This window comes from Streptomyces sp. NPDC048057 (assembly GCF_040653095.1).
In the GTDB taxonomy this organism is placed as follows: domain Bacteria; phylum Actinomycetota; class Actinomycetes; order Streptomycetales; family Streptomycetaceae; genus Streptomyces.
On the sequence record NZ_JBEZNF010000060.1, the window covers coordinates 1 to 14,752 of the forward strand.

8 protein-coding genes are annotated in these 14,752 nt (G+C 73.5%); 4 read left to right on the top strand and 4 right to left on the bottom strand.

Annotated elements, in window-relative coordinates; translation table 11 throughout:
- Positions 1–436: 436 nt before the first annotated feature.
- Entirely contained in the window at positions 437–1,015 is a 579-nt protein-coding gene (locus tag AB0E05_RS36095) for a MarR family transcriptional regulator (protein WP_361971787.1), read from the bottom strand.
- A 147-nt stretch (positions 1,016–1,162) separates the two neighbouring features.
- On the opposite strand from AB0E05_RS36095, the gene AB0E05_RS36100 reads away from it, so the two are divergent.
- The gene (locus tag AB0E05_RS36100; RefSeq protein WP_361971798.1) at positions 1,163–2,440 is read left to right on the top strand and encodes an MFS transporter; all 1,278 of its coding nucleotides are present in this window, start codon (positions 1,163–1,165) and stop codon (positions 2,438–2,440) included.
- Between the two features lie 6 nt (positions 2,441–2,446).
- Here AB0E05_RS36100 and AB0E05_RS36105 read toward each other — a convergent pair whose 3' ends face one another.
- On the bottom strand, positions 2,447–4,342 hold the full coding sequence (locus AB0E05_RS36105) for a SpoIIE family protein phosphatase (RefSeq protein ID WP_361971789.1): 1,896 nt from the start codon (positions 4,340–4,342) through the stop codon (positions 2,447–2,449).
- 150 nt (positions 4,343–4,492) lie between these two features.
- Positions 4,493–6,001 carry an FAD-dependent oxidoreductase gene (locus AB0E05_RS36110; RefSeq protein ID WP_361971800.1) on the bottom strand — a complete coding sequence of 503 codons (1,509 nt, stop codon included), beginning with the start codon at positions 5,999–6,001 and terminating at the stop codon, positions 4,493–4,495.
- 326 nt (positions 6,002–6,327) lie between these two features.
- Between AB0E05_RS36110 and AB0E05_RS36115 the strand changes: the two genes are divergently transcribed.
- Both AB0E05_RS36115 and AB0E05_RS36120 read left to right on the top strand, forming a co-directional pair.
- Positions 6,328–7,209, top strand: coding sequence for a helix-turn-helix domain-containing protein (locus AB0E05_RS36115; RefSeq protein WP_361971791.1), 882 nt, complete (start codon positions 6,328–6,330; stop codon positions 7,207–7,209).
- Positions 7,210–7,532: 323 nt separating this feature from the next.
- Positions 7,533–9,764 carry a sigma-70 family RNA polymerase sigma factor gene (locus tag AB0E05_RS36120; protein WP_361971793.1) on the top strand — a complete coding sequence of 744 codons (2,232 nt, stop codon included), beginning with the start codon at positions 7,533–7,535 and terminating at the stop codon, positions 9,762–9,764.
- Between the two features lie 37 nt (positions 9,765–9,801).
- Here the strand turns inward: AB0E05_RS36120 and AB0E05_RS36125 are convergent, their stop codons facing one another.
- Positions 9,802–11,907 (bottom strand): asparagine synthase-related protein, encoded by a 2,106-nt coding sequence (locus AB0E05_RS36125; RefSeq protein WP_361971794.1) that lies wholly within the window; start codon positions 11,905–11,907, stop codon positions 9,802–9,804.
- A 1,177-nt stretch (positions 11,908–13,084) separates the two neighbouring features.
- On the opposite strand from AB0E05_RS36125, the gene AB0E05_RS36130 reads away from it, so the two are divergent.
- Positions 13,085–14,548, top strand: a complete 1,464-nt coding sequence (locus AB0E05_RS36130; RefSeq protein ID WP_361971796.1) for an MFS transporter — start codon at positions 13,085–13,087, stop codon at positions 14,546–14,548.
- The last annotated feature ends 204 nt before the right edge of the window (positions 14,549–14,752 follow it).

The following is a 14,752-nucleotide window of genomic DNA, read 5'->3' on the forward strand; positions in this document are numbered from 1 at the left end:
TCTCAAGGAACGGACGCTTCCTTCAAGTCCCTCTCAGGACCCTCCGGGCTTTTCCCTTCGGTCTTGCGTTTCCGACTCTATCAGATCCTTTCGGGTCTGATTCCCGGTCGAAACTCGGGGTTCTTTGTCTTCCTGGCCTCTCGGCCCTTCCGACGTTCAAAACTCTAGCGGATTTCTTCCCCGACTCATAATCGAGTCGTTCGAAACAGATTTCGGCATGCCGAAATCATCCCGGATGGGAGATCGTGCAGAGTTTTGGTTGCCGCATCAGCGGCGGGAGTGGCTGCCGCAGAACCGTTCCGGTCCCGTGACAACTCGAAGAACCTTACGGGCGGATGAAGGGGGTGTCAACTTCCTGCGACGGCCGTGCGCCACGCCCTCACGGGCCGGGTGGACCGCCCCCTCCGATCGGCCTTCGTCGACCGGACCGGGGCGCTCAGTCCAGGTCGGTCAGTCGACCGCCCGCGTCCGGCTGGGCGTGCTCCACGCGTCGGAGGACGCGGATGAGGAGTTCGCCGAGGACGCCCTTTTCCTCCGCCGAGAGGTCCTGGAGCAGGTCCCCCTCGAAGTCGCTCGCCATGCGCATGGCCTCCTGCCACTTCGCACGGCCCTCGTCCGTCAGTTCCACGATGACGCGGACGCGGTTGTTCTCGTCGCGGTCGCGGGTCACCAGGCCCTCGCCCGCCATGCGGTCGATGCGGTGGGTCATGGCGGCCGGGGTCAGCCCGAGGCGCTTGGCCAGCTCGCCCGGCCCCATCCGGTACGGGGCGCCGGCGAGCACGAGGGTCTTGAGGACCTCCCACTCCGCATTGCTGATGCCCAGGTCCGCGACCTGTCGGCCGTACGCGACGTTCATGCGGCGGTTGAGGCGGCCGAGGGCCGAGACGACCTGCTCGACCTGGGGGTCGAGATCGCCGAATTCACGCTGGTAGGCGGCGATCTGCTCGTCCAGGGTCGGCTCCTGGACCGGGTCCTGACCGGTCACGGCTTGGCCCTCGGGGCTCGCGGTAGGCATACGCCGCAGTATCGCACGACGTTCATTGGCTTTGAAGTCCTTCGACATGTACTGTTAAGGGTCTAACTTTATGTTTGAAGTCTTCAGGCTTCAGTCCTTCAGAGCTAACAAGGCAGGTGAGTGGTGACCAGGGAGATGGGCGCGGCCATGCGCCGGATCCAGGCAGGTAGCGCGCTGAGCGCGTTCGGACTCGGATTCACGGTTCCGTTTCTGTACATCTATGTGGCGTACGTACGGGACCTCGGGTCGACGACGGGCAGCATCGTCATCGGCGTCTTCGCCCTGGCCGCACTGATCGCCCTGCCCTTCGTCGGACGGGTGATCGACCGCCGGGGGCCGAAGCCCGTACTGGTGGGGGCGTCCGTGGTGGCGTCGCTGGGCGCCCTGCTGTTCGGGCTGTCCCAGCACACCGTGACCGTGCTGCTGTCGGCGGCGCTGCTCGGTGCGGGCACCGCGGTGACGCAGCCCGCGCTGGCCACGATGATCGTCTGGGCGTCGGACGCCACCAGCCGGACGCGCGCCTTCGCCTTCCAGTTCTTCCTGCAGAACGTGGGTCTGGGCGTCGGCGGTCTGATCGGCGGCAACATCGTCGACAAGAGCCGGGCGAGCACCTTCACCCTGCTGTTCAGCATCGAGGCCGTCATGTTCCTCGTGCTGGCGGCGATCATCCTGACGGTGAAGCTGGCCCGGCCGGCGCCCGCTCCCGGCGCGGCGGCGCCGGGTGCCAAGGGCAGCGGCTTCAAGGTGCTGCTGGAGCACAAGGCGATGGTGAAGCTGCTCGTCCTGGGCTTCATCCTCTTCTTCGCGGTGTACGGACAGTTCGAGTCGGGCCTGTCGGCGTACGGCACCGAGGCCGCCGGCATCGAGCCGTCGATGTTCGGTACGGCCCTGGCGGCGAACACCGCGGTCATCGGCATCGCGCAGTTCGTGATCCTGAAGTACGTCGACCGGTACAAGAGGACGCGGGTCATCGCCGCGGTGGGTCTGATCTGGGCGGTCGCCTGGGCCGCCGCGGGGTACGCGGGTCTCGGCGCGACCAGCCAGGCGATGGCGACGGCCGCGTTCATCTCGACGTACGCGCTGTTCGGGCTCGGTGAGGCGATGCTCGCGCCGACCGTGGCGCCGCTGGTGGTCGATCTGGCCCCGGAGTCGATGGTCGGGCAGTACAACTCGGCGTTCGCGCTGGTCAAGCAGTTGGCGCTGGCGCTGGGGCCGGCGATCGGCGGGCCCATGGGGGCCGCGCTGCACGCCCCGTACATCGTGACCTTCGTGCTGTTCTCGCTGGCGATCACGGTGCTGGCGCTGCGGCTGGCGCGGCAGCTCACGCCGATGCAGGACCAGCCGTCGCTCGCGGCGACCTCCCGGGTCGTGGCGCAGTACAAGCCGCCTGTCGAGCCCGCTGAGAAGGTGGGCACGGCCGCCTGACGGCGGTCACACAGGTCTGGGGAGGGCGAACTCGCACCAGACCGACTTGCCGCCGCCCGGGACGCGGCGGCTCCCCCAGGACGAGGCGATGGCCGCGACGATGGAGATTCCGCGGCCCGCCTCGTCTTCCGTTTCCGCGCGGCGGCGGCGCGGAAGGTGGTCGTCGCCGTCCGTGACCTCGATGATCAGTCGGCGGTCGGTGCGGCGCAGCCGCAGGCGCATGGGCGGGGCGCCGTGCTGGAGGGAGTTCGCGACGAGTTCGCTGACCGCCAGCACGCCGAGGTCGTGCAGCTCGGGCGAGAAGCGCCAGGACGCGAGGACGCCGGAGGCGAAGGCCCGGGCGCGCGGCGCGGCTTCGACGCCGCCGAGCAGGTCGAGGGCCGCGTTGTGGAACAGCTCGGCGGCCGGGCCGGTGCGCACGGGGTGCTGGACGACCAGGACGGCGACGTCGTCGTCGTGTTCCGCGGTGATGTGCATGGCGCGGATCAGTCGGTCGCACACCACCTGGGGCGTGCCGGTGGCGCCGGCGAGGGCGCGTTCGAGTGCGGCGACGCCTTCGTCGATGTCCTCGTCGCGCCGCTCGACCAGGCCGTCCGTATAGAGGACGGCGCTGGAGCCGGGCGGGAGGTCGATCGTGCCGGAGGAGTGGAGCCAGCCGCCGGTGCCCAGGGGCGGGCCGGTGGGGTCCTCGGCGCGGTGGACCGTGCCGTCCTCGTGGCGCACGAGGACGGGGAGGTGGCCGGCGGAGGCGTACACGAGCCGGCCCTCGTTCGGGTCGTGGACGGCGTACACGCAGGTGGCGATCTGGCTGGCGTCGATCTCGGAGGCGAGGCCGTCGAGCAGTTGCAGGACCTCGTGCGGCGGCAGGTCGAGGCGGGCGTAGGCGCGGACGGCGGTGCGGAGCTGGCCCATCACGGCGGCGGCGCGCACGCCGCGGCCCATGACGTCGCCGATGACGAGGGCGGTCCGGCCGCCGCCGAGCGTGATCACGTCGTACCAGTCGCCGCCGACGGCCGCGTCCTCGCCGCCCGGTTGGTAGGTGGCGGCGACGTGGAGGTCGTCGGGCTGTTCCAGTTCCTGCGGGAGGAGGGAGCGCTGGAGGGTGACGGCCGCGGCGCGCTGGCGGCGCTCGCTGGCGCGCAGGCGTTCGGCGGCTTCGGCGTGGTCGGTGACGTCGGTGGCGAAGACGAGGAGCCCGGTGGGGGCGGTGTCCGACGTTTCCCGGGCGGTCGGGGTGTCCACGGGGAGGCAGGTCAGGGTGTACGAGCGGCCGTCGGGGGCCTTGCGGGACTTCACCGTGCGCTGCGTGCCGCTGCGCAGGACCTGGTCCATGAGCGGGGTCAGGCCCAGCTCGGCCAGTTCGGGGCAGACGTCGGCCGCGGTGCCGCCGACGGGGCGGGGGCCGAAGGCGGCGGTGTAGGCGTCGTTGACGTACGCGATGCGGTGGTCGGGGCCGTACAGCAGGGCGACGAGGCCGGGGATGCGGCCGAGGAGGTCGCGTACGGCGAAGTCCTCGGGGGCGGGGGCGGGGGCGGCGGGCGGCGCGGTGGCGTCGGCCTCGGGCGCGGCGGGGGTGTTCGGGCCCGGGGCCGTGCGGAAGACGGGGCGGAGGCGGGCGGGGCGCAGCAGGCTGCCGCGGGCGGCGGGCACGGAGCTTTCGCCGCGGGGCTCGTTCCCGGGCCGCTCGTCGTCGGCCGCGGGCCTGGACCCGGTCGCGTCGCGGTCCTTGGTGCGGGCCGGGCCGCGGTCCTTGCCGCGGTCGGCGCTTCGGTCGGTGTCGTCCGCTCTGCTCTCCCCGCGCTGGGGCGGGCGGGGAGAGGAGGAGATCCCGCGGTCGGTCCTTCGCGCTGCGGCGCGGCGCTGTGTCCCGGGGAGCCTTGAGCTCCAACGCGTGAAGTTCACTGACTTTCAAGCCTCAATGGTGGTAGCCAAGGGTCACGAGGGTCACTCTGTGCAAATGTGAGCCCACCTATGGTCACACGTCCAGTGTGACCGTACGGACTGACAGCGGGTGTCGTCCGGGCGGCTGCCGGGGGTCCGGCACATGGCCCGTCAGGTCTTTCCGCGGTCGTCGTCCGGTGCTTCGGGTGCTTCGTCCGGGCCGGGTGCCGGCCGCTTCGGCGGGCCGGCCGGCGGGGCGTGGCGGCCGTTGGTGCCGGGACGGCCGCCGGCCGCGCTCTCGAACTCGGCGCGGGGGTGTTCCAGGGAGCCGAGCGAAACGATTTCCCGCTTGAACAGGCCAGCGAGGGTCCACTCGGCGAGGATGCGCATCTTGCGGTTGAAGGTGGGCATGCGGCTGAGGTGGTACATGCGGTGCATCAGCCACGCGGGATACCCCTTGAGTTTGCGACCGTACACATGGGCGACGCCTTTGTGGAGCCCGAGGGAGGCGACGGATCCGGCGTACTTGTGCGCGTACTGCTGGGGCGGCCGGCCGTGCAGGGACGCCGCGACGTTGGCGGCGAGGGCCTTGGCCTGGCGCACGGCGTGCTGGGCGTTGGGGGCGCAGGTGGCGTCGGGGTCGTCGGAGGTGAGGTCGGGGACGGCGGCGGCGTCCCCGGCGGCCCAGGCGTTCTCGACGCCGGCGACGGCGAGTTCGGCGGTGCAGTGCAGCCGTCCGCGGCCGTTGAGGGGGAGGTCGGTGGCGGCGAGCAGCGGCGCGGGTTTGACGCCGGCGGTCCACACGACCGTACGGGTGGGGAAGCGGCTGCCGTCGCTGAGGACGGCGGTCCGGTTCTCGCAGGAGTCGAGCCGGGTCTCCAGCCGGACGTCGATGTTCCGGGCGCGCAGCTCGCGAACGGCGTAGCGGCCCATCTCCTCGCCGACCTCGGGCAGGATGCGCCCGGTGGCCTCGACGAGGATCCACTTCAGGTCCTGCGGCTTGATGTTGTGGTAATAGCGCGAGGTGTAGCGGGCCATGTCCTCCAGTTCGCCGAGCGCTTCGACGCCGGCGTAGCCGCCGCCGACGAAGACGAAGGTCAGGGCGGCGTCGCGGATGGCGGGGTCGCGGGTGGAGGAGGCGATGTCCATCTGTTCGATGACGTGGTTGCGCAGCCCGATGGCCTCCTCGACGGTCTTGAAGCCGATGCCGTGGTCGGCGAGGCCGGGGACGGGGAGGGTGCGGGAGATCGATCCCGGGGCGATGACCAGTTCGTCGTAGCCGACCTCGACGGCGCCGGTGCCCTCCTCCTCGGTGGCGAGCGTGGTCACGGTGGCGGTGCGCTTGGCGTGGCTGACGGTGGTGACCTCGCCGACGAGGACGGTGCAGTGGGGCAGCACGCGCCGCAGGGGGACCACGACGTGGCGGGGCGAGATGGAGCCGGCCGCGGCTTCGGGGAGGAACGGCTGGTACGTCATGTACGGGTCGGGCGAGACGACCATGACCTCGACCGTGCCGCGCGCCAGTTCGCGTCTCAGTTCCTTCTGGAGGTGGAGCGCGGTGTACAGCCCGACGTAGCCGCCGCCGACGACGAGGATGCGGGTGCCGCGCGCCGGGTCGGTGGGGCGCCCGGTCGGCGGGGTGTCGGGGGCCGCGCCCCGGGAGTTAGCAGCCGTCACCATCCCATGACGCATCGGTCCTCGGCGTTTGTCCACAGGCCCGGCAAATTGTGTGACCGGAGGTGTGGTGCTGCCGTACACTCCGCGGCCCGCGGGGACCGGGGAAGGTGCCCAGGTCAGGGGTGGCGAGGGGGGTGGCGGGCGAGTGCGCAAACGGGGGGCTTCCGGTCCTTGCTCCGATCGGGGGGCGCTCCGTGCGGAACTACCCCCTTCTGAATTGACCCGGGCTCAACTATGTTCGTACCTCGTCGGGGTGCGTGGTCAAGGCGCCGCCGGCAGACCAGGTGGGGAGGTCTCCGGGGGGAGACACAGTGACCGGGGGAACACGTATGACCATTCAGGATTCGCATTGGCAGGCCGCCGTTCCGCCTGTCACTGACGGACACGGCACACCCGGCGTGCACGGTGCTCATCTCGGCGCGGACGGGATCGGTGGAAGGGCGGGAGCGGGCGGGACCACCCGTTCGGCGCCCTTAAGGGTGGATGCCCAGCGCAATCTGGAGCACGTCCTGCGCGCGGCGCGGGAGGTCTTCGGCGAGTTGGGGTACGGCGCTCCGATGGAGGACGTGGCGCGTCGGGCCCGGGTCGGTGTGGGGACGGTGTACCGCCGGTTCCCCAGCAAGGACGTGTTGGTGCGGCGAATAGCCGAGGAGGAGACCTCCCGGCTGACCGAGCAGGCGCGCACCGCGCTGCGTCAGGAGGACGAGCCCTGGTCCGCGCTGGCGCGCTTCCTGCGGACGTCGGTGGCGTCCGGCGCGGGGCGGCTGCTGCCGCCGCAGGTGCTGCGAGTGCGGGTGGAGGCGGAGGAGTCGGAGAACGTCGCCGGTCCCCAGGGGTCCGTGGACGCTTCCGGTGCGTCGGGCGACGGTCGGGACGAGACCCGGGTGCCGCAGCAGCGGGCCGGGGTGCAGCCGTCGGGCGGTCCGCTCTCCGGCGGGCCGGTGTCGGGCGCTCCCGAGCTCCGGGTGGTGGGGCCGCGGTCCCCGTCGTCCCACGAGGTGGACGACGCGGGCGCGGCCGAGCTGCTGGAGGTCGTGGGGCAGTTGGTCGACCGGGCGCGGGCCGCGGGCGAGCTGCGCGGTGACGTGACCGTCGCGGACGTCCTGCTGGTGATAGCCACGGCGGCGCCTTCGCTGCCGGACGCCGCGCAGCAGGCCGCCGCCTCGGCTCGACTGCTGGACATCCTGCTGGAGGGGCTGCGTCCGCGGTAGTCGTCGGGCTGACGGGCGACGGACGGCGCGTGCCGTCAACACCTGTGCCGTCAACACCCGTGCCGTGAGCGCTCGTTGAGTGCGTTCGGCAGCGCAAGAGGCACAGCTGGAGAGTCCGTCGCTCGGTCGATCGCGCCCGGGACGTAGATCGTTGAGTATTACACTAATCGCCGATGGATAGCGCACGGTTTCGACAGAACTCCCCAGATGAGTGGTTGGCCAAGGCGGAGGTCCGTGCCCGCTGTCGCCGTGTGGCACGCTGGCCCGGTGTTCGTGTCCGAGGGTGCTGACGGGAGCGTCCGCGATGAACGAGGGCTTCCTCGATGAGCGGTGACGAGCGGGACGAATCGCTCGGCGGTACGGACGGCGCGGACGGCGGCGGCACGCCGTCCCGGCAGGTGCCCGGGCAGGGTGGGCCCGGCGGTGCGCGGCCGGGCTCGTCACGGGCTGCGGGGCTGCCGGGTCAGGTCGACCCGACCGGTTCCGTGGACGCGGCGGGCGCAGCCGGGCCCTCAGGACCGCCGGCACCCTCGGCGCCCTCGGGGGCTCCCGACGCCGCGACGCAGGCCGGGCATTCGGTCCCTCCCCAGGGCACCAACGGGGTCAGGGCGGACGACGCCGAGGACTCCGGCTGGGCGGACTCCGTTCCGGGGACGGCAAACGCATCGGGCGGCACCCGTACGGGTGGTTCCCCCGGTGCGACGAGCAGCGGCGGCGGCGCCGACAACGCCGGCGGTGGACCCGGGACCGAGGCCCACGCCGTACCCTCGCAGCGCGAGGGCGGCAGCGCCGGATCCGTGCTGCCCCCGCCGCGCGAGCTGCCGCCGTCCGACGCCGACTTGGTGCAGCGGATGCGCAGCGGGGACAACAGCGCGTACGAGGAGCTGTTCCGCCGGCACTCCGACGCCGTGCTGCGGTACGCCCGCACCTGCTGCCGCGACTCGCACACCGCGGACGACCTGACCGCCGAGGTGTTCGCCAGGACCCTGCAGGCCGTACGCGGCGGGGCCGGGCCGGAGCACGCCGTACGGGCCTATCTGCTGACCACGGTCCGACGGGTGGCCGCGACCTGGACGAAGAGCGCCAAGCGGGAGCAGCTCGTCGAGGACTTCGCGCTGTTCGCCGCGGAGGCGTCGCACAGCTCGGACGGCGCGTCCGGGGAGACGATGGAGCTCGGGGCGGACGTCCGGGCGATGCACGAGGCGGAGCAGTCGCTCGCGATGCAGGCGTTCCGGTCGCTGCCGGAGCGCTGGCAGGCGGTGCTGTGGCACACGACCGTCGAGGAGGAGTCGCCCAGCGAGGTCGCGCCGCTGTTCGGGCTGACGGCGAACGCCACGGCGGTGCTCGCTAGCCGGGCCCGCGAGGGCCTGAAGCAGGCGTACCTCCAGGCCCACGTCAGCTCGGCGCTCACCTCCGGGGGCGACTGCGCCCGGTACGCCGACCGGCTCGGCGCGTACGCGCGCGGCGGGCTGCGGATGCGGGCCGAGCGAGGGCTGCGCAAGCACCTGGAGGAGTGCGCCAAGTGCCGGCTCGCGGCCGGCGAACTCCAGCACGTCAACGCCAGCATCCCGGCGCTGCTGCCGGTCGCGGTCATCGGTTGGTTCGCGGCGGGCTACTCCCTCAAGGCCGCGGGCGTGGTCGCCGGCGGCGCGGTGGGAGCCGCGGGTGCCGGGGCCGCCGCGGCCTCCACGAGCGGCGGCGCGGGCGCCTCCGCCGGTGCGGCCGGTGGCGCCGCGGCGTCCGAAGGGCTGGGTGCACCGGCGAAGGTCGGCATCGGGGCCGCGGTCGCCGTCGCCGCCGCGGCCGGGCTGGTGTGGGCGTTCACCGGGAGCCCGAAGCCCGCGGAGCCCGAGGCGAAGCCCCCCACCGTGCAGCCCGTCCTCCCGGTGCCGCAGGACCCGAAGCCGCCGGCGCCGACGCCCAAGCCCAAGCCCGTACCGCCGGCGCCCGCGCCGAAGCCCAAGCCGACCCCGTCAAAGGCGGCACCCAAGCCCGTACCCCCGGCGCCCAAGCCGAAGCCGACCCCGCCGAAGCCCACCCCTCCCGCGCCCACCCCTCCCGCGCCGACGCCGAAGCCCAAGCCGACCCCGCCGAAGGAGCGGCCGAAGCCGCAGCCCGAGCCGCGGGTGTACCAGGTCAACCGGCTCCAGTACAGCGTCCTCGGCGACCACACCGGGCCCGAGGTCGTGCTGGGGCAGAGCAGTTGGATCTGGCAGCGGTGGGGGCTGAAGATCGGCGGGCAGAGCTACAGCCACGGGGTGACCGTGCGGGCGCGCTCCTCCGTGACGATCGAACTCAACCGCGCGTGCACCTCCTACACGGCGAAGGCCGGCGTGGACGACCTGACGCTGGGGCTCGGCAAGATGCGGTTCTCCGTGTACGGGGACGGGGAGCTGCTGTGGCGCTCCCCCGTCGTGCGGGGGAAGGACCCGGCCGTGCCGGTGCAGGTCTCCCTCGCCGGGCGCAAGAAGCTGCGCCTGGTCGTGGAGCCGCACTCGCCGTGGAGCGAGATGACGCTGGGCGCTTGGGCGGACTCCCGCATCGCGTGCCGCTGACGCCGTGGCCCCGTGAGGCGGCTTCTCCGGCGGCGGGTCAGGAGCGGATCGACGGGCGGGGCGGTACGCCCGCGGCGACGGCGCGTTGCCGGGGCGCCGCGCTGCCCGTCCAGCAGGTGCCGCGGCGCGACAGCAGCCGGCGCAGCCATAGTTCGGTGGAGACGAGGTCGGCGAGGCCGTCGAGCGGTACGGGTTCCCCCTCGGACGCGGCGCGCAGCGCCTTGCGGACGACGCGGGCTTCGATCAGTCCGGCGTCGGCGAGCAGGGGTGCGTCGAAGAGGGCGAGGAGCGTCGGCAGGGCCGCGCGCAGTCCTTTGCGGGCACCCTCGACGGAGGTGGTCTGCCCGGGGGCCGCGCCCCAGCCGGACGGCAGGTCGTGGACGCCTGCGCCGGCGAGGACGGTGCGCAGTACGTCCGAGCGGGCGCCGGGTCGGACCCGTAGCGCTTCGGGCAGGTCGCGGCAGGCGCGGACGACCTGGTTGTCGAGGAAGGGCGCGTGGACGCGCTGGCTGCGGACCTCGGCGGCCTGCTCCAGGATGCGGTGGTCGAAGGCGTGCCGGGCGAGGGCCGCGCGGGCGCGCGCCTCCCCGGGCCGCTGGACGACGACGGGCCGGGTCGCCGCGCTCATCAGCCGAACCGATACTTCGGCCAGGGCCTCCCCCGTCAGCCACCGCACCGCGGGCCCGGGGCGGGACCAGGTCAGCGCGGCGAGGGAGGCGTCCAGGGGGCTGGTGCCGTCGGAGCCGTTCATCCCTGAGCGGCCCGCCTCCAGCAGCCGGTCGGCCGCCGTTTCGAGGCCGGTGCGGTACGGCGTACGGGCGAGGCGGCGCGCGGCGCGATAGACCTGGAGCGGTACGAACAGGGCCTGCGGCGAGGGGCCTTCGGCCCGGGCGAGCGCGGTGACCGGGCGCAGCAGGTGCCGCCGTCTTCGGTCGAGCAGCAGGTCGGCGAGGCGGGCCGGGTGGGCGTCGAGCACCTGGCGGGCGCCGGCGCCGGTGAGGTGGTCGGCGCTGCCGGACGCGAGGCGCACCCGGTGGCGTTCGGCGGTGACGAGACAGGGCGCGGGCTCGTCGGTGAGGGGGCCGTTGTCCAGGCCGGCGTAGGGCAGGGCGTCCTCTCCGGCCGGGACGACGACGTGGTGCAGCCGCGGGTTGGCGCCCATGGCGCGGGCCCGTTCCAGCTCCGGCTCGATGCCGGGTTCGGTGAGGTCGTTGAAGGTGACGGCGAGGAGGCGTGTCCCGGCGCCGGTGCCGCTGCCGACGATCGTGCCGGGCACGCCCGGGAGGCCGGCGGCGAGCAGCGCGAGGGTGCCGGAGGCGCTGCCGCCGGAGAGGTCGGCGCCGATGCCGGGGGCGGGGGCGCCGCGGCGGGCGCGCCGGTCGGCGGGGCCCATGCCGGGCACCGGGCCGGGGTCCTGGGGCATGGTCTGCGGGGCGTGGCGCGGTGCGGTGAGCCTGGCGCGCACGGCTTCGACGAGGGCGTCGCGGACCCCTTCGACCGCGAGGTCGGGGTCGATCTGCGGGCCGGTGACCGCGAGGGAGGCGACCGGTTCGTAGCCGATGACCTCGCGGGAGCCCTCGCGCAGGATGAGGGCGTGGCCGGGCGGGATGCGCTTGACGCCCTCGTACGGGGTGGAGTCCCGCAGCGCCTCCGGGGTCTCGGGGCAGGCCAGCACGGCGGCCAGGTGGCCGATGTCGAGTTGGGCGCCGATGAGGTCGGCGAGGGGGAGGGCGGCGGTGGCGTACGCGGTGCCGTTCTCCCACGGGGTGTGGAAGACGGGGCGGGCGCCGGCGAGGTCGCCGAGGACGGTGATGCGGCGGCCGGAGCGGACGACGGCGGAGTAACTGCCGGGCCAGGCGGTCAGATGGCGCAGGGCGCCGCCGCGGGCGGAGAGGAGCCCGGCGCGCAGTTCGGCGTCGGAGGCGGCGCAGCAGCCGAGGACGGCCATCTTGGTGGACTCGTCGATGCTGACGACGCGGACCTCGTCGGGGCGCCAGTCGCCGACGGCCCAGAGGGGGTCGGGGTCGCCCCACAGGAGTTGGGAGCCGACGGGCTGGACGGAGCGTCCCTCGTCGGCGGCGCCGACGGCCCCCACCGTGCCGAAGTTCGCGGCGACACTGCTCCAGCCCACCAACCACCGCATCGCCGTTTCGCCTCCACAAGCTGTGGACAACCGGGTGCCGAACCCGGGTCGTTCGGGAACATGCTGCCACGAAGGAGACGCAATGAACGGGCCCCGGGTCGCACGCGCAAAAAGTGAAGGAGCCGGTGGTGGCGGGGGTCTGGTGGGGCATCACGGGACGGCAGCGACATCACGCCGACCTCATAGCCGGACAAACAACACCAGAGGGACAGTCGATATCCGGCCATTCTCATGAAGGTCAGACTTCGCTCCGTGGGCACGGAGAGCTGCCGGACCGGTGGATGACCGTCCGGATCGCCCGCGGCGGCGGCCCGTGGAGCTGCCGGCGGTACGGGGTGCTTCGCCCCGCTTCGGCGGGAGTTGGAGCTCGGCGGGCTCCTCCTCGCATCCGGTCGCGCACCCGGTCTCCGGTCCGGTCCCGCACCGGCTCCGGGGCCGTCCCGGCCGCCCGGATCCCTGGTGAGCGCGCGGTGGGGGCGCTCGGTGGGGCGGGTACGCCGGGGTGCGGCGCGCGTGCGCCTACGGGGCGGCGCGGGCCTGCGTGCGAGCGACGGTCCGGGAGGCGCCGCACGCCTCCCGGACCGTCCGCCGCCCGCGGGGATTGAAGGCGGCGGTGTCCCCCAGCCCACTGGGTCCAGTACGCAGCGGGCCGACCCACGCACTTTTCATGGAAGCGCCGGCCCCCGCCCCCGACGAGAGCGCACGGGCGGGCGCACGGCCACACGGCGGGAGCACGCCCGGCACGGGACGGCGACCGCCCGGAGCAGTGCGGGAGCGCACCGGGCACGCAACAGCACGGGGCGGCCCGGCGGCAGCACGGAAGGAGCGCGGGAGCGCCGCGGGGGCGCGCCGCCGACCAACCGCCACCACGCGGCAACCACCCGCCGACAGCGGCGTGTTCACCCTGCGTCTCCACCCGTCCAGACCGCCGCGCGCAACTTTCCCGCCATCCGGAACACCGCCCCTTAACGGTCGGGATCCGGCGAACTACGCTGGGTTTACCGATGTTCTGAACCGATGGGCATATTCCGATGGGCTCGGCCAGGCGCTTGTGCAACCGGGCCCGGGGCGGGTGGGCAGCCGTGCTCCCGGAGACGTGGCCGACGGTGCGGACCCGGTACGAATGCCGTGCGCCGGACGGTGACGCGGCGGCCGTCTGTGTGTCGAGGGGTGGCGCATGTCCAGGGAGCAACGCGGGCCGAACGAAAAGCTCGGCACCGTTCTCGCCCTCGCGGGAATCAGCAACGCCGGCCTCGCCCGGCGCGTCAACGACCTCGGGGCGCAGCGCGGACTGACCCTGCGCTACGACAAGACGTCGGTGGCCCGCTGGGTGTCGAAGGGCATGGTGCCGCAGGGCGCCGCGCCCCACCTCATCGCAGCCGCGATCGGCTCCAAGCTCGGCCGTCCCGTGCCGCTGCACGAGATCGGCCTCGCCGACGCCGACCCGGCCCCCGAGGTCGGACTCGCCTTCCCCCGCGACGTACGCGCGGCCGTGAAGTCGGCCACCGACCTCTACCGGCTCGATCTGGCCGGCAGACGAGCCGGCAGCGGCGGGATCTGGCAGTCCCTGGCCGGTTCCTTCGCGGTGAGCGCCTACGCCACCCCCACCTCCCGCTGGCTGATAACACCCGCCGACGCCTCGGTGGAGCGCATGCCGCCGGAGGGCGGCGGCCCGGGCGTCGACGGCGGCGGACCGGTGTCCCCGTCCCCCGACGAAGCCCCCACCCGCGTGGGCCACAGCGACGTGGGCAAGCTGCGCGAGGCCGCGGAGGACGCCCGCCGCTGGGACTCCAAGTACGGCGGCGGCGACTGGCGTTCGTCCATGGTCCCCGAGTGCCTACGGGTCGACGCGGCGCCCCTGCTCCTCGGCTGGTACTCGGACGAGGTAGGCCGCGCCCTGTTCGGCGCGACGGCCGAACTGACCAGGCTGGCCGGGTGGATGGCCTTCGACACCGGCCAGCAGGAGGCCGCCCAGCGCTACTACATCCAGGCGCTGCGCCTCGCGCGCGCGGCGGCCGACGTGCCGCTCGGCGGGTACGTCCTGGCCTCCATGGCGCTCCAGGCGATCTACCGGGGCTTCGCGGACGAGGGCGTCGACCTGGCGCAGGCCGCCCTGGAGCGCAACCGGGGGCTCGCGACGGCGCGCACCATGAGCTTCTTCCGCCTGGTGGAGGCGCGGGCGCACGCCAAGGCGAACGACGCGCCCGCCGCGGGCGCCGCCCTGAAGGCGGCCGAGGGCTGGCTGGAACGGGCCCGCGAGGGCGACCAGGACCCGACCTGGCTGGGCTTCTACACCTACGACCGGTTCGCGGCGGACGCGGCCGAGTGCTACCGCGACCTCGGCTCGCCGCGGGCGGTGCGCCGCTTCACCGAGCAGGCGCTGTCCCGGCCGACGGACGAGTTCGTCCGGTCGCACGGGCTGCGGCTGGTCGTCGGCGCCTTCGCCGAGCTGGAGTCGGGGAACCTGGACGCGGCGTGCGCCGCGGGCACCCGGGCCGTCGAGGTCGCGGGCCGGATCTCCTCGGCGCGCACGACGGAGTACGTACGGGACCTGCTGCACAGGCTGGAGGCGTACGGGGACGAGCCGCGGGTGGCGGAGCTGCGGGAGCGGGCACGACCGCTGCTGATCGCCCCGGCGTAGCCCGCCCTCGTACGCAGCGGGGTGGGTGCGGGGTGCGAGGGGTGGGTGCGGGACGAGCGGAGCCCCGGTGTCATGGGTGCCACCGGGGTTGTTGATGCTGTTGGGGCTGGGGCCTGTCTTACGGATCAGGCTGGATCAGGGTGGGGGTGCCCCCACGCCCTCCGGGCGTAGGGGGAGGGGTCTGGTGCCGTGGATCTCAAGGCG

Bases quoted from the DNA above. Each gene is read 5' to 3' on its own strand.
- AB0E05_RS36095 (WP_361971787.1), bottom strand. From the start codon at position 1,015: ATGCCTACCGCGAGCCCCGAGGGCCAAGCCGTGACCGGTCAGGACCCG.
- AB0E05_RS36100 (WP_361971798.1), top strand. From the start codon at position 1,163: ATGCGCCGGATCCAGGCAGGTAGCGCGCTGAGCGCGTTCGGACTCGGA.
- AB0E05_RS36110 (WP_361971800.1), bottom strand. From the start codon at position 6,001: ATGGTGACGGCTGCTAACTCCCGGGGCGCGGCCCCCGACACCCCGCCG.
- AB0E05_RS36115 (WP_361971791.1), top strand. From the start codon at position 6,328: ATGACCATTCAGGATTCGCATTGGCAGGCCGCCGTTCCGCCTGTCACT.
- AB0E05_RS36120 (WP_361971793.1), top strand. From the start codon at position 7,533: ATGAGCGGTGACGAGCGGGACGAATCGCTCGGCGGTACGGACGGCGCG.
- AB0E05_RS36125 (WP_361971794.1), bottom strand. From the start codon at position 11,907: ATGCGGTGGTTGGTGGGCTGGAGCAGTGTCGCCGCGAACTTCGGCACG.
- AB0E05_RS36130 (WP_361971796.1), top strand. From the start codon at position 13,085: ATGTCCAGGGAGCAACGCGGGCCGAACGAAAAGCTCGGCACCGTTCTC.